Source organism: Chania multitudinisentens RB-25 (assembly GCF_000520015.2).
Lineage (GTDB): Bacteria > Pseudomonadota > Gammaproteobacteria > Enterobacterales > Enterobacteriaceae > Chania > Chania multitudinisentens.
On sequence record NZ_CP007044.2, the window covers coordinates 681,164 to 696,655 of the forward strand.

At 55.3% G+C, this 15,492-nt stretch carries 15 protein-coding genes; 3 read left to right on the forward strand and 12 right to left on the reverse strand.

The features are described 5' to 3' along the window. Nucleotides 1-6: 6 nt before the first annotated feature. From Z042_RS02955 to pldB, 9 genes are all read right to left on the reverse strand, one after another. Nucleotides 7-1,233 (reverse strand): cytosine permease, encoded by a 1,227-nt coding sequence (locus Z042_RS02955; RefSeq protein WP_024912331.1) that lies wholly within the window; start codon nt 1,231-1,233, stop codon nt 7-9. 67 nt (nt 1,234-1,300) lie between these two features. Continuing rightward, nucleotides 1,301-1,693 carry an allophanate hydrolase-related protein gene (locus tag Z042_RS02960; RefSeq protein ID WP_024912332.1) on the reverse strand — a complete coding sequence of 131 codons (393 nt, stop codon included), beginning with the start codon at nt 1,691-1,693 and terminating at the stop codon, nt 1,301-1,303. Nucleotides 1,694-1,711: 18 nt separating this feature from the next. Then, nucleotides 1,712-2,671 carry a carbamate kinase gene (locus Z042_RS02965; RefSeq protein WP_024912333.1) on the reverse strand — a complete coding sequence of 320 codons (960 nt, stop codon included), beginning with the start codon at nt 2,669-2,671 and terminating at the stop codon, nt 1,712-1,714. Next, complete coding sequence (locus Z042_RS02970; protein WP_037406446.1) at nt 2,668-4,089, reverse strand: YlbE family protein; 1,422 nt, start codon at nt 4,087-4,089, stop codon at nt 2,668-2,670. The genes Z042_RS02965 and Z042_RS02970 overlap by 4 nt, the downstream gene beginning before the upstream one ends. Then, nucleotides 4,086-5,645 (reverse strand): acyl-CoA synthetase FdrA, encoded by a 1,560-nt coding sequence (gene fdrA / locus Z042_RS02975; protein ID WP_024912335.1) that lies wholly within the window; start codon nt 5,643-5,645, stop codon nt 4,086-4,088. The genes Z042_RS02970 and fdrA overlap by 4 nt, the downstream gene beginning before the upstream one ends. Before the next feature lie 108 nt (nt 5,646-5,753). Then, nucleotides 5,754-6,650 carry an oxamate carbamoyltransferase subunit AllH family protein gene (locus Z042_RS26240; protein WP_024912336.1) on the reverse strand — a complete coding sequence of 299 codons (897 nt, stop codon included), beginning with the start codon at nt 6,648-6,650 and terminating at the stop codon, nt 5,754-5,756. Nucleotides 6,651-6,667: 17 nt separating this feature from the next. Continuing rightward, nucleotides 6,668-7,336 carry a cysteine hydrolase family protein gene (locus Z042_RS02985; protein ID WP_024912337.1) on the reverse strand — a complete coding sequence of 223 codons (669 nt, stop codon included), beginning with the start codon at nt 7,334-7,336 and terminating at the stop codon, nt 6,668-6,670. Between the two features lie 286 nt (nt 7,337-7,622). Further along, nucleotides 7,623-8,423 carry a sugar/pyridoxal phosphate phosphatase YigL gene (yigL, locus tag Z042_RS02990; protein ID WP_024912338.1) on the reverse strand — a complete coding sequence of 267 codons (801 nt, stop codon included), beginning with the start codon at nt 8,421-8,423 and terminating at the stop codon, nt 7,623-7,625. Nucleotides 8,424-8,472: 49 nt separating this feature from the next. Further along, nucleotides 8,473-9,492, reverse strand: coding sequence for a lysophospholipase L2 (pldB, locus tag Z042_RS02995; protein ID WP_037406449.1), 1,020 nt, complete (start codon nt 9,490-9,492; stop codon nt 8,473-8,475). 127 nt (nt 9,493-9,619) lie between these two features. Here pldB and rhtB point away from each other — a divergent pair, with 127 nt between their 5' ends. After that, a complete protein-coding gene (gene rhtB, locus Z042_RS03000; RefSeq protein WP_024912339.1) occupies nt 9,620-10,240 on the forward strand; it encodes a homoserine/homoserine lactone efflux protein in 621 nt (206 codons plus the stop codon). A gap of 115 nt (nt 10,241-10,355) precedes the next feature. Here the strand turns inward: rhtB and rhtC are convergent, their stop codons facing one another. From rhtC to pldA, 3 genes are all read right to left on the reverse strand, one after another. Continuing rightward, nucleotides 10,356-10,976, reverse strand: coding sequence for a threonine export protein RhtC (gene rhtC / locus Z042_RS03005; RefSeq protein ID WP_024912340.1), 621 nt, complete (start codon nt 10,974-10,976; stop codon nt 10,356-10,358). 12 nt (nt 10,977-10,988) lie between these two features. Further along, nucleotides 10,989-12,821 (reverse strand): ATP-dependent DNA helicase RecQ, encoded by a 1,833-nt coding sequence (recQ, locus tag Z042_RS03010; protein WP_024912341.1) that lies wholly within the window; start codon nt 12,819-12,821, stop codon nt 10,989-10,991. A gap of 62 nt (nt 12,822-12,883) precedes the next feature. After that, a complete protein-coding gene (gene pldA, locus Z042_RS03015) occupies nt 12,884-13,750 on the reverse strand; it encodes a phospholipase A (RefSeq protein ID WP_024912342.1) in 867 nt (288 codons plus the stop codon). Nucleotides 13,751-14,028: 278 nt separating this feature from the next. Here pldA and Z042_RS03020 point away from each other — a divergent pair, with 278 nt between their 5' ends. Beyond that, complete coding sequence (locus tag Z042_RS03020) at nt 14,029-14,499, forward strand: thioesterase family protein (protein ID WP_024912343.1); 471 nt, start codon at nt 14,029-14,031, stop codon at nt 14,497-14,499. A gap of 102 nt (nt 14,500-14,601) precedes the next feature. Continuing rightward, nucleotides 14,602-15,489, forward strand: coding sequence for an EamA family transporter RarD (gene rarD / locus Z042_RS03025; protein WP_024912344.1), 888 nt, complete (start codon nt 14,602-14,604; stop codon nt 15,487-15,489). Nucleotides 15,490-15,492 lie beyond the last annotated feature (3 nt).

The following is a 15,492-nucleotide window of genomic DNA, read 5'->3' on the forward strand; positions in this document are numbered from 1 at the left end:
TATTCATTATGCTTGATTATACTTTTTCCGGCTTAGCAGTGCATACCCCACACAGGCGACCAAAATGGAATCAACCGAAGGGATCGTGGTCAGGGTGAATATGCCCTTAACCGTCATAAAACCAACGGCAGAACCCGCAACCCAGGCCACGAATGTCAGCACTTTGATCTGCGGTTCCACCGCCAGCACGCTTTCCTGATAGCCATGACGGCGATAGAGGAAAAAGTCAGCGATATAGATACCGGCTACCGGCGGTGTGGCAATCCCGAGGAACAACAGGAACGGAATGAACCAGCCCATGATGTTCATACTGCCGACGATCGCCGACAGCACGCCCAGCGCCAACGTAATCTGCCATTTCGGGAAACGGGTCAGTAAGGTCGAAACCACCAGCGTTCCCTGGAACATATTGCCAGCGTTACCGGTGATGCAGGCAAAAACCAGCAACAATGCCGCCGGTAATACCGAACCGAATACCGCCATCGCCGCCAGCAGCGATCCCTGCCCGCTCAAGGCGCTGGGGGTGGCTCCCACCCAATACAGCAGGGGATAGGCAACTAAAAAGGTGATGATCGCCCCGATCAGCGCATGCTTACGGTTATGCACAAAGCTGCCAAAGTCCGGCAACGTGGCCACCAACACAATAATCGTCCCTACTACGGTAGATACCGCCACGCCGGTTTCCATACTGCCCATGCTCTGCACCAGGTCGGCCTGCCCATTCATCGCCACATACAGAATGTAACAAAGCACCAGGGCAATAACCGGCACTGCAATCTGTGCCACTTTCCCCAACACCACAAAACCGAAAGCGGTAGACGCCACGAAAATACAGCAACCGACGGCCACCAACAGCGGTATTGGCAGTGTCATACCGTGCTGCGCCAGCAGATCATGTACCGAATGCCCGAACATGTTGGCAGTCACGGCAATCCAGCCGAACAGGCTGATCGCCATCAGAATGTTGATGGCAACAGCACCACGTTCCCCAAAGGCATATTTCACAATGCCGTAGGTAGGTAAACGCGCCTTTTCACCAACGCTGATGGTGATAGAGGCCAGAATCGCCAGGATAATGCCCCCCAATCCCACCACGGTGAGCAACTCTGAACGAGATAGCTGGTTACCGAGGCTGGAAGAAGAGAGCAGTACCGGGGTCACCGCAATTCCCAGCAAAATCATCGCAATATGAAAGCCGGATGCGGTATTGGTGTTTTCATCCGTTTTACGCATACATTACTCCTTGTAAGCCAATGTATTAGGCTGATGCCGTAACGGCCCAGCCTAAACCGTTATCGACTCATTCAGTAAAAGTGTGGCCGGTATACTGACGCCAGCCGCCGCACTCAGTGATCTCTTTTTGCCCTTCCACCAGCCAAGGCTCAGCCAACACCCCCAGCACTTCGCTGCCATCCTGCAATTTCACTTTGCCGATCGACAGCCCGGCTGGCTCACTCAACAGCAGGGTGGCAAACGAAGCCAGCGGCAGTTCCCACAGCTCTAGTGCCACAGCAACGCCGCCTTCCTGCACCCGGATCATGCCGGGGTGACGATCGTTGATACTCCACAGCCGATAGTGAGCATCGGTTTGATCTTCGCGAACGAAAACACCGCCTGCGCCGGTCATGTTGCCGTTCAGTTCCAGGCCGCGCATCAGGGTGCCATTAACGGCCACCAACGTAGTTTGACTCATTGTGTACTTCCTTAAAGGTTATGGCTTAATCCAGGTGCCGGTCTGGTGATTCAGTGCAGCCTTGATGGCCTGTGGGCTAGTGATGAGCCCTTGGCCCTTATTCCCTTGTTGCTGGCTGTGCTCAACGAAACGCAGAATGGCTTCAATTTTGGGTTGCATGCTGCCAGCGCCGAACTGCCCTTGCTGGAGTAAAGCCTGTGCCCGTTCAATGTTCAGGGTGTCCAACCATTGCTGCTGCGGCGTACCAAAATTGATAGCAACCTGCTCAACGCCGGTTGGGATCAACAGCAGATCCGCGCCCAATTGTTCCGCCAGCAATGCCGAAGCCAGATCTTTGTCAATCACCGCTTCAACCCCGCGCAATTGCTGGTGCTCATCGCGCACTACAGGAATACCCCCACCGCCACAGGCAATCACAATGCAGCCCTGCGCCAACAGTTGGCTAATCACCTCACGCTCAATGATGGCCAGCGGTTCGGGCGAAGGCACCGTGCGGCGCCAGCCACGGCCAGCATCCTCCATTACCGTCCAGCCCAGCGTTTGCTGGCGCTCCAGCGCCGTTTGACGATCAAAAAACGCTCCTACCGGTTTGCCAGGGTGTGCAAACGCCGCATCATCGGCGCTGACCAGAGTTTGTGTGACCAACGCCACTACTGGCCGCTGAATGCCGCGGCGCTGCAATTCGTTGCCCAGGGCTTTCTGGAACATATAGCCAATCGCGCCCTGCGTATCGCCCACGGCATAATCCAGCGGTACCGGGGCCACTTCTTCTGCTGCCAGTTCGGAACGGCGCAGGATAAACCCAACCTGCGGCCCATTACCGTGGGTCAGAACCAAATCCCAACCGGCGGCGATCATGTCAACGATATGCCCTACCGTCTCCACCACCGCCTGATACTGATCGGGAATACTGTTGTGCCGATCGCTTTGGATCAGCGCATTGCCGCCCACGGCAACCACGGCTAAAGGTTTACTCATGCTGGTTCTCCCGTTGGCAACGCCTGGGCCAAAGCCTGAATGGCCTCAACGAAGCAGGACATCGGCGCAGTGGTAATACCCGCGCCAATCTGCCCAACTCCCGCCTGTTTGTGGGCGATACCGGTATTGATCACCGGCAGAATCTGGCGATCGGCCACTTTGCGAGCATCAATACCCGCCGCAGTTGGCGCAAAGTTAAGCGCTGGCAGGGTGAAAGCCGGGTTCGCTCCAACGGTAATCGCTTGCATACGGCGGCTGTTATTGGTGGCATCGGCCGGTGTGCCGCCAACAAATTTAACAATGGCCGGTGAAGACGCCATGGCAAACCCGCCCACGCCAGCAGTTTCTGTGATGGCGCTGTCACCAAGATCGGCGGCCGCATCGTCAACGCCGTAACCGGGGAAAAACAGCCCTTCCACCGCATTGGCCGGAGCCTGGAACCAGCGATCGCCGGTGCCGGACAAGCGGATACCAAAATTGACACCGTTACGCGCCATCACCGTCACCATTGAGCTATGCGGCACACCGCCAGCGGCATCCATCATGGCTTTACAGGCTGCCATCGACAGGTTGAGGAAGAAGTGATCGTTACCGGTCATAAAGGCCACCACGCGCTGCAACGTTGCCATAGGCAGATCGCAGGCCAGCAAGGCGGGCACCAGGCGCTTAATCAGCAATCCGGTAGCCGCCGCGTTGCGGTTATGCACCTCGTCGCCCATATGCAGCGCCTGTGCCATCAATGGTTTCAGCTCCAGCTCGCCAAGCTGGCGCACGGCGGCTTTCAGCGCCGGGGCCAGTTCCTGCTTCATCCACTGCAAACGTTGCAGCACTTCGTCATTGTTGGCACCAAAGCGCAACACCTTACCCAGCCCTTCGTTGAAGTTACTGAACGCGCGCTGGCCGTTGGTTTTGTTTTCAATCACCCACAGCGGCATAGACGGGCTGATGATGCCAGCCATCGGCCCTACCGCCTGGTAATGGTGGCAAGGTTCCAGTTCGACCACGCCTTCGGTAATCAGGCGCTCGGCGGCCTGATGATCGGCTGCCCAGCCTTCAAACAGGATCGCCCCCACGATCGCCCCTTTCACCGGGCCACACATATCCGGCCAGGCAATCGGAGGCCCGGAATGCAGGATCAGCTTGCGCTGGGCCATGGCACCAATCGCTTCAGCGGCGCTCATCACATCAATCAACACCGGTTGGGCGCTCAGGTAACGTTCGAAGGCGATCTGGTTGGCCTGTTCGACCAAGGGATGGCGTATCAACGCAGCCAGATCCAGCCCTGCCTGCACATCGCCCAAGGCAGGCGGTTGCCAGCTCAAGGCAACCACGTCACCGTTGGCCTGCTTCAGGTTGTCGGCAAAACCGGCCAGCCCGGCATTCACCACTTTCAGGGGTTGCTGGAATAATGGGTTCATGCTTTTTCTCCGTTTTTCTCTGCCTGAATATGGGCAACCAGGCTGGCCCACATGGCGACCTCGGCATTGCAACCGGCAACCAGTACGCCAGCCTGGCGCAAAGCCGCAATCTGGCGGGAACGTTGTTGTGGATCGGCTTCGGTGCCGCAGACATGGGCAATCAGCAACGGCCCGGATTCACGGTTATTTTGCTGCAACAGCGCGAGCAGCTCCGTCGCCGGTTCAGCAGCAGCCCCATACCCCAGCACCAAATCAAACAGCACCACGGCGGTATCTGCATCGCTCAATTCCGCCACAATGCGCTGGTTGCGCAGAGTAGGATCGATCATCGGGTGCGGCCTGCCACGGGTAAAATCGTCATCCCCCATATCGATCAGCGTATGGCCCTGGCTACGCCAGATATCCGCCAGTTGGCTATTGCCTTTGACTGGCGTATTGGATGCCGCCGGGAATCCTTGCTGCTGGCACAGCAGCTGGCTTTCATAACAGAAGGTGCCGCCGGCAAACACACCACGAATCGCGCGGCGGCTGGCAGGCAGATGGGCGCTGGCGTTTTGCAGCATCTCCCGATCGGCGGTTGGCAGCCGTGTCACGGTGGCGGGCGCGGGAGTGCCCGCCGCCAGCGCCACGGCCAGCTCGGCGGCGTCTGCCAGCGTGGAGGCCACGGTGATCCCTGAACGGGCAATCTCCGCAGCGGTTGCTCCCAGGAAGTTGACCACTACCGGCTTCCCGCAGGCCTGCGCCTGTGCAAGAATACGTTCGGCTACCGGACGAGCCGGTGGCTTGGAGATCAACACAATCACCTGAGTCGCCGGATCGGCGGCCAACGCCTGCAACCCATGCAACATCGAGATGCCGCCAATTTCCTCATGCAGATCGTGCCCGCCGGTGCCAATCGCCTGAGAAATTCCCGCCCCCAGTTGATCGATCCGGCAACTCACTTCCTGTACGCCGGTGCCTGAAGCGCCGACAATACCGATCGCACCGGGTTTCACCACGTTGGCAAACCCCAACGGCAGGCCATTGATAATGGCGGTGCCGCAGTCCGGGCCCATCACCAGGCGGTTCTTGCTCTGAGCCAGCAGTTTGATCTGCTTTTCCTGCGCCAGGCTGACGTTATCGCTGAACAGCATCACGTTCATATCCAGATGCAAGGCTTTGATCGCCTCAGCCGCCGCGTAGTCGCCGGGTACGGAAATCAGCGCCAGATTGATATCAGCCTGCTGTTCGGCAGCCATTTCCAGGCTCACCAGTTGCAGTGCTGGCGTTCCATCACCGCTGCTTTCCGCAGGCTTGCTGTTCAGGCGCTGATGCGCCAGTTCCAGCGCCGCGCCACAGGCAGCTTCTTCGCCACGCACGGCAATAACCAGATCGTTAGGCCCAGCCTGGCAGCCATTATCCAAGCCGGCATCACGCAGTTGGGCAAGATTGGTGGCGGTTCCCATCACCACCGAGGCCTGTTCAATGCCAGGGAGTTGACTGATTTGCGCCGAAATCTGCATCAGCGAAACAGAATCCTGATAGAGATTGGCAAAAACTTTATGCATTACACTCATAGCGGTTACCTGTACCAGAGCTGCCCGTCAGTAAATACGGGCAAAGGGGTTCCCTGCTGAAAAAGACGCTTTTCAGCATATTGAAATCAATACATTCACGTTGTGGATTTAAAGTGTGCTTTCTAACGTCCTCAAACCGTGCAGCAGCCCAGCTAAACAATCCACGCCGGAAGATGCGCCAAACTGCATCACCTGTAAGGCCGCCGCCTGAATCTGGGTGGCCGCAGCCTCGGCACTCAGCAGCAGCATCAGGTCACAAATCGGCTGCGAAAAATGGCCTTCCAGCGCGCGAGCCAAATAATGGCGGCTGATGTCATTGGTGCGTGATAACTGGCTACCAATGAGGCTGCGTAGCGTAGCGTTATGTGCTGCAATGGTCGGGTGTTGCCGCCAGAGCCATAACGCGGCCAGATAGCCCAACAGGTAATCATCCCCGTCCGGCGTCAGCCCGCGCCCGTAGCCGATCAAGGCGCTCACTTCTGCCGTCAGCAGGTGAAGAGGGTCAGTTATCCCCAGTTGCACCCTGCGTGGCGGTCGGCCCGGTGAAACTGCGTTTGCTGCCAGGCCGGGTAACAGTTGCAGATCGCTTTCAATCCTGTGCTGGCGGCAATATTGCTCCAGTTGCCAGGCCAGCGTAGCGTAATGGCTTAAGGCGCTCTGCATGGTGGGAGCCGGGCTGGCTTCTCGCCACCGGATAGGGCACCAGCAGGCAGCCGGAGCCAGCGCGATACTCCAACCCTCACCGTGCAATAGGCCAAGAGCAAAGGTGGCGCGTTGCCCCACCTGCGCGCGATAACGCCAATCCCAATGGCCAGGAACCCTAATGCGGATCGCATCCGGCAGATTCTGACTGTCGTGGTGCAGTATCGAAAGCAAATAACCGTCGGGGTGGCGCAGATTCAACGAGTGCTGAAAACAGCTGTGCACCTGAAGTTCATCCTGATCCTCCAATCGGCTGGCTGCCAGGTAGCCCACAGAGAGCGAGGAAAAAGTGGTGACCATCATTGGCTACCCCGTACTGGTTAGCGTTGCAAACCATCCACGATGGCGGAAGCATCGCTGACCCAGCCAAAAATAGCGCCCTGTGCTTTGATCATCTCCAAGGCGTATTTCTGGAATTCTGGGAAATAAGAGCCCACGCAATCCTGGGGGATAATACATTCATAGCCACGGTCATTAGCTTCCCGCACGGTAGTATTCACGCAGACTTCGGTGGTGACACCACAAACAATCAGCGTCTTGATACCGTGATTTTGCAGGATCAGATGCAGATCGGTCTGGTAAAACGCGCCTTTCCCCGGTTTATCAATCACCGGTTCACCGGCCTGCGGATAAAGTTCAGGAATAATGTCATGGCCCGCTTCGCCCCGAACCAGAATGCGCCCCATTGGCCCGTGAGTACCAATAAAGGTTTGCCCGCCACGGGTCAATTTGGCGGGAGGGCAGTCGCTCAAATCAGCACGGTGGCCTTCACGGGTATGGATCACCAGCAACCCTTGGCGGCGGGCCGCATCCAGCACTCGCTTGCAAGGCTCAATGGCGCTGCGAACCAAAGAGACGTCATTGCCCAGCGCTTCACCAAAACCACCTGGCTCAACAAAATCTTTTTGCATGTCAATCATCACCAGTGCGGTACTGCCAATTTCAAACGGCAAAGCAAAGGGTTCTGCGTGAAAAGTTTTCTGTGTCATGGGCCATCTCCTGAATCGTTATGTTCCGATAATTCTGAGGTTCTGGTTCGAGTATAAAGAGCTTGGAGAGACATGGCAGATAAACGATTTCGCGGGCAGCGACGAAAATTTTGCAACCGGCTCAATACCCATACAATAAATGTGAGATAACCTGAAAATGGGGTTTCAATTGCAATGATATTGATGCAGCAGCCATGACAGCATCAAAATAATCGTTGATGGAATGTGAACCAGGTCGCTGAGGGGAGGGCAGGGAAAGGGGCGCAGCACGCTACGCCCCGGTCAGTTACGCCAGAAACATGTTGCGTAAATAGTGTGGCACGGCGTCATCAGCGTTGGAACCGATCACTTCCAGCTCCGGCAAGGTGTCTTTCAGGCGCTGATGGGCATCGCGCATAATGCAGCCTTTGCCTGCCATCGACAGCATTTCCAGATCGTTCATACCATCGCCAAAGGCAATGCACTCTTTCAGCGAATAACCGATAATCTTGGCGACTTCTTCCAGCGCATGGCCTTTCGACACGCCGCCTGCCATCACTTCCAGGCAGGTAGGTAACGAGAAACTCACGTTGACCCGGTCGCCCCAACGCGCATTGATGGCATCTTCCAACGGTTGCAGCTTGTCGTGATCGTCACAGGTGAAATACACCTTGCACACCCCGTCCGTTTCCAGCAAACCCGGTTCAAACAACTGATATTTAAAGATAGATTCCTGAAAAAACTTTTCCTGCTCAGGGCTGGCACGGTTCATAAACCAGTCATCGTTGCGGTAGACGTTGGTCAGGATGTCCTGATTGTCATGCATGATGTTGTACAAATCGTGGGCGATATCTTCATCCAGATTGTGGCTGAAAATCAGCTCACCCGCGGTATTGTGCACCCGCGCACCGTTGGAGGTGATCATAAAGGCACTGATACCGAGATTATCGCGGATTTGAGAAACATCAATGTGGTGGCGGCCAGTAGCAAAGATAAAATGTACGCCACGCTGGGTCAGCAGTTGCAGCGTTTCTTTGGCATATGGCGTCAGAATGTGGTCAGGAGACAACAGTGTGCCATCTAAATCGGAAGCGACGACGTGATACATAGCGATATGTTCTAACCTCTGATGGTGTTTTCGGCAGCAACAGTGCCGCCTATACCCTGGCATCGGGTAATAAGTGCTGGGCAAAGAAATGCAGGATTGCGTTCAGTGCCTCGGCGCGCATTACGTCCCGTTCAAACAGGATCTCATGGCGTGCGCCTTTGATAACCCACGGTTTACCCCCTTCGCAAGGATGCCCCGCGTTTGACAGTGCCTGACAAAAAGCCCAATGAGAACGGTTATCCACCACCCGATCCTCACCAGCCTGCAATAATAAAATCGGTGTAGTTATTTTAGCTGCCTGAGCAATGATTTGCTTCCCGGCCTGAATACTTTCCCGCACCCAGTGATAGGTTGGCCCTCCCACTTGCAGCTCAGGGTAATCGGCATAATAACGCAAACTGCGGTGATAACGTTCCCGGCTGTGGGTCAGCGCATTCACCACGTAAGGCAATGGCCGCCACTGCCCGGTGCCCACCGCATAATAATCACGCAGCGTCGGGCGCTTTTCCGCCCAGTTCAGAATACCGTTAGCCATCCAACCCGGCATCGGCAGGTGAATGCCAAACATCGGTGCACATAACGCCGCTGCCGCAAAAGCCTGGGGCTCACGCGCCAAAAACTGCGCCAGGATCGCCCCTCCCATCGAATGCGCCAAGGCCACATGCTGTTGATAACCACGCGTTGCCACTTCTTGTTGATAGAACAAGGCAAAATCGTCAACGTAATCAGCAAAGTTTACCACATGGCCACGGTGTGGATCTGCCAGCATGCGCCCGGAGCGCCCCTGCCCGCGGTGATCGATGATCATCACGTCATAACCGCTGTGGAACAGATCGTAGGCCACTTCCGGGTACTTGATGTAGCTCTCGATGCGCCCTGGGCTCACCACGACCACTCGTTGATGTTGCGGCGAACTGAAACGCACAAAACGGATCGGCACACCGCCCACGCCGAGAAATTCTCCCTCCTCACGCCGCCGCCAAAAATTCAATAGGGGCCCGGTAGCAAAAGCAGAAAACTGTTTTTCGCGGCTTAACCATTCAGCGGAACTGAAAGTGAATGACGTCATCGAATGCCTTTTCACAGGATATTCAGAGATACAAATGTGATCTCTGGCACAAGAAATAATACTCGCGTATGGTGATTCAATTCTTACAAAAACAGCTGCAATACTAACGCATTGTGGGAGCCTTGCAATGACCTTAGACTGGTGGTTAACCTATCTGCTCACAACCCTGATCCTCAGTCTTTCTCCCGGTTCCGGTGCTATCAACACCATGAGTACCGCCATCAGCCACGGCTATCGCGGTGCTGCCGCCTCGATTGCCGGATTGCAGGTCGGCTTAAGCCTGCATATCGTGCTGGTCGGTGTTGGCCTGGGCGCGCTGCTTGCGCAGTCACTGCTGGCATTTGAACTGCTGAAATGGCTCGGTGCGGCTTATCTGGTCTGGTTGGGCATTCAGCAGTGGCGTGCCGCCGGCGCGCTGGATTTACAGACTTTGGCGGGCACCATGCCGCGCCGCCGCCTGTTCCGCCGTGCAGTACTGGTGAATCTGACCAACCCGAAAAGCATTGTGTTCCTGGCTGCGTTATTCCCGCAGTTCATCGCCCCTAATCAGCCACAGGCCGAACAATATGTAATATTGGGCGTTACCACAGTGGTCGTCGATATCTTTGTGATGATTGGCTACGCCACGTTGGCAACACGCATTGCCCGTTGGCTAAAAACGCCGCGGCAAATGCAGTTGCTGAACCGTGTTTTTGGTTCGCTGTTTATTCTGGTGGCGGGGCTATTGGCAACGGCTAGAAAAGCCTGAGCATTCAATACTCAGCGTTATTGTCGCAGACAGGTTGGGTACAGGAGCCAGAGCGTGCATTCAGTACGTGAGGAGCCCGAGCACTGCCCGGGCTCAAACTGGCAAGTAAAATAGCCTAGCGGGTAAAAATCAGATGCAGGCCAAAACCGGTGAACAACACGCCAGCAACGCCATCAATCCACTTCACCAAGCGCTGGTAGCCACGGCGCATGGCCGGCAGCGCAAACACCACCGCGACCAGGCTGAACCAGACAAAGGTTTCACCGGTGATCAGCATGAATAAACCCCAGCGCGCGGCGGCTCCCACATCCTCACCCACAAACAGCGAGAACACGCTGCCAAAGTAAATCACCGCTTTAGGGTTGGAAAGATTGGTCAATAAACCACGGATAAAGCTGCGGCCCGGCTTTGGCAAAACGATGTTCGCGGTAGGTGCGGTTTGCCCCTTTTGCGCACGGGCAGAGCGCAGCAGTTGCCAGCCCATCCAGCACAGATACAGACCGCCGCCCACCATGATGATCTGATGCAGCCAGGCCATTTTTTGCAGGATCAGGTTCAACCCCAGCAACGCGACACCGGCCCAGACCATGACGCCAAGCGAAATCCCGATCACCCCCATCATCGCCTCACGGCGTGAGCGGCTGACGGCGGTCTGCGAAACAAAAAAGAAATCCGGCCCAGGGCTCATCAATGCCACCAGATGCACCATCGCCACGGTCAAAAACAAGATCAGCATGATTGATTGCCCTTATTCATCGTCATCATCAAGATGATCGCGGATCATCGCCATAAATGGCGCACCAAAACGTTCCAGCTTACGCTGACCAACGCCGTTCACACTCAGCAGTTCGCTGGCTCTGATCGGCATCTGTTCTGCCATTTCCAGCAACGTGGCATCGTTAAACACCACGTAAGGAGGAATGTTCTCTTCATCGGCAATCGATTTACGCAGCTTGCGCAATTTGGCAAACAGCTTGCGATCGTAATTGCCACCGTAGGATTTCTGATTGGCACTGCTGCGCACCTTCAGGCTCTGAATGCGCGGCACTGCCAGTTGCAACGCTACTTCGCCACGCAGCACCGGGCGCGCGGCCTCGGTCAGTTGCAGTGCTGAGTGCATGGCGATGTTTTGGGTAATAAACCCTAAGTGAATCAATTGGCGCAGCACGCTGGTCCAGTGTTCGGTGGTTTTATCACGGCCAATGCCGTATACCGGCAGTTTTTCATGACCAAACTCGCGAATACGCTGATTATTGGCACCGCGCAGCACTTCCACCACGTAACCAATGCCAAACCGTTGCCCGACACGGCCAATCGCCGACAGCGCTTTGCGCGCATCCTCCAACCCATCATAACGCTTGGGGGGATCGAGGCAGATATCACAGTTGCCGCAGGCTTGCTGTTTGCCTTCACCGAAGTAATTCAGCAATACCAACCGGCGGCAGGTCTGCGCTTCGGCAAATGCTCCCATGGCATTCAGCTTGTGGCGTTCGATATCCAGTTGCTGGCCCGCCGGTTTCTCTTCCAGGCAGCGGCGCAGCCAAGCCATATCCGCCGGGTCATATAGCAAAATAGCTTCCGCTGGCAGGCCATCACGCCCGGCCCGGCCGGTTTCCTGATAGTAAGACTCGATATTGCGCGGGATATCAAAATGCACCACAAAGCGCACGTTGGGCTTGTTGATACCCATGCCAAAGGCGACGGTAGCTACCACCACCTGTAAATCATCACGCTGAAACGCTTCCTGCACCTGGGCCCGGCGCTCATTTTCCAACCCCGCGTGATAAGCCGCTACGCTCAACCCGCGGCTTTGCAAACGGGCAGCGGTATCTTCCACTTTGGCGCGGCTGTTGCAGTAAATAATGCCGCTCTTGCCGCGCTGCTCCTGCACAAAGCGCCACAGTTGATCGAGCGGTTTAAATTTCTCAACCAGCGTATAGCGGATGTTCGGGCGATCAAAGCTGCTGATCTGGATGAGCGGCTCCTGCAACGCCAGCAAACGCACGATATCACTGCGCGTCGCTTCATCGGCGGTTGCCGTGAGTGCGACCACCGGCATCGCCGGAAAACGTTGTTTTAACTGACCAAGAGCGCGATATTCCGGGCGGAAATCATGGCCCCACTGGGAAATACAATGCGCTTCATCCACCGCCAGCAGCGCAGGTGGGCAGTGCTCCAGCAAATCAAAAAAGCTGTCCATCATCAGCCGTTCAGGAGCGATATACAGCAGCTTGATCTTGCCATTGCGGCAGCCCGTCATCACGTCCAGTTGCTGTTCACGCGTTTGCGTCGAATTATAGCAAGCCGCAGCAACACCATAGGCCAGCAACTGATCAACCTGATCTTTCATCAGTGAGATCAAGGGGGAAACGACCAGCGTCAGCCCTTCCATCACCAGTGCCGGGATTTGATAGCATAACGATTTACCGCCGCCAGTTGGCATCACCACCAGGCAATCCTGCCCTTTGAGAGCGGCGTTGATAATCGTTTGTTGGCCCGGACGGAACTGCTGATAGCCAAAGGTATCGTGTAATACCTGTTCTGCCAGCATCTCTCTGTTTATCACTGCTGCGGTTGACACACACTTCCCCATTTTCTATGGCACAGCGGTGCCTGCCACAGCACCTATTTCAAACGCCCTGCTTACATAATGTCGTTAAGCATGACACCAACGCCAAGCCGTGTCTGCTTGAAGTTGTAATCAATCATCGATTCACCATACCCACTGAACACCTGGGTATAAAAACGCACATGGCTGGTGATCGGATAGCTCCACCCCAGTTCGCCCCCACCAAAACCGGTGTTCCAGTTATAGTGGCTGTCAAAACTGAATACGCTTTCGCCCCAGGCGTAGCCCACTCTCAGGCGATAATAGCCCATGTATTTGGTGATATCCGGGTTGTCGTCGTTCTTGGCACTTTCTGAAAAACGGTACCAGGGTTTGATTTCTACCTGCCAGTCACCATTTTGCGCCATCAGGCGCGCGTAGGCGCGATCCCAACTACGGGAAGTTGGGTCTTCACGCCCGTTGGATTGATGGTTGATCCCCACTTCAATGTCGCGTAGCGTCCAACCGGCAAATTGGTAATCCGTGGCCCAACCGAGGAAAATCTGCGGCTCATAGTTGGTTTCACGAAAGGGGGCCGATTCTTCGCTATTGGAAAGCTGCCACCAGGAACGTTGGGTGTAGGAAGCCCCCAGCAGCGAATTCTCGCCCAAAATACCGTTCCAGATCGGGAAAGCCAGGCTTAACTGGAATGTCACCTCATCCTTATTGGCCTCTTTCGCCCAACTATAGGATTTAATGGCTTCCTTATTGATATCGCTGGTATAGGTATAAAGCAGATAGTTAGGTTCATACGCATAAAACGTGAATGGACCATCATAATGCTGCAACATATTGGAAATGATACTGCCACGTACTGGACCCACTTGCTTGTTAGCCTCATCTGCCAACACCGCCGTTGGCGCTAACAGCATTGCCATCACAACCCCAGACAGAACGCGCATGATTTTGTTCACTCCAGAAAAATTAGGAAAAGATCCACAATAAAAAAACAGGCCATTTTACACACAAAGAATCGTTTATACCCAATGGATTTCAAGACACAGGCCCGTGGTGGTGGAATGGCACCGTTCATTCCTTGTACTTTGAAAGACGGCAGGTTTTTCGTATCAGGAAGACATTTATTGGCGCCACCTGGAAAGCAACAGAAAATAAGCATAAAATCTACAAATGATTAACCTGGACTGACCAGTTGGCCCAATCACAATCAAAGAAAGGAACTATGTCGCATACACTACTCACCTTGGAAGCCGCGCGCCAGAAAATAGGCGAAATCTTCGTCTACCACATGCCATTTAACCGTGAACTTGGCCTGGAACTGCGCCGGTTTGACGATGATGTCGTCAAACTCACCTTCACCAACCAGCCTAAGCTGGTGGGGAACGCCGCACAGAATATCCTGCATGGCGGCGTGATTGCCGCCGTGCTGGACGTTGCAGCCGGGTTGGTATGTGTCGGCAGCGTGCTGATGCGCCAAGATCCCTTGATCGAAGAAGAACTGGCTTCACGCCTCTCACGGATGGGCACGATCGATCTACGAGTCGACTATCTGCGGCCAGGCCGTGGCGAACATTTCATCGCTACCGCCAGCGTGCTGCGCAGTGGCAACAAAGTGGCGGTTGCACGCGTTGAACTGCACAACCACGATGGCCTGCACATCGCCAGCGCCACGGCCACCTATCTGGTGGGATAATCAGGCAAAGTCCCGTAATTCCCTCACAATTACGGGACACAGCCTATCCCCTTCAAGTAAAATCATCGGATACCCTTTTTCTTTCCCCACGCGGTAACTGCTATGGATGCGCAACAAACCCGGCAAGGCATTTTCTTTGCTCTGGCGGCTTATTTTATTTGGGGCATTGCCCCGGTCTATTTCAAACTGCTCCAACAGATACCTGCCGACGAAATCCTCACCCATCGGGTCATCTGGTCATTCTTTTTCATGCTGATACTGGTGTCACTGGGGCATCACTGGCCGCAGGTACGTGCCACCTGCCGTAACCGCAAACGGCTGTTGCTGCTGGCTGTTACCGCACTGCTGGTGGGGGGCAACTGGTTGCTGTTTATCTGGGCGGTGAATAACCATCACATGCTGGAAGCCAGCCTGGGCTACTTTATCAATCCGCTGGTCAACGTTCTGCTGGGCATGCTGTTTCTGGGCGAGCGTTTTCGCCGCATGCAGTGGGTCGCCGTTGCATTGGCGTTTACCGGCGTGGTGGTGCAATTATGGCAGTTCGGCTCCCTGCCGATCATTGCGCTGGGGCTGGCTTTCAGTTTTGCCTTTTACGGCCTGCTGCGCAAAAAAATTGCGGTTGACGCACAAACCGGCATGTTGATCGAAACTCTGTGGCTATTGCCAGTGGCGGCGATCTACCTGTTCCTGATCGCCGATAGCCCAACCAGCCATCTGAGCGCCAACCCTTGGTCGCTGAATCTGTTGCTGGCGGCGGCTGGCGTCGTTACCACCGTCCCGTTGCTGTTCTTTACCGCAGCGGCAACCCGCCTGCGCCTTTCAACGCTTGGGTTCTTCCAATATCTTGGGCCAACGCTGATGTTCTTACTGGCCGTGACGTTCTATGGTGAAACCATCGGCCACGATAAATTGGTCACCTTCGGTTTTATCTGGGCAGCCTTAGTGTTATTCATTTTGGATGCGCTGTATCACCAACGCAGGCAACGTTAACGC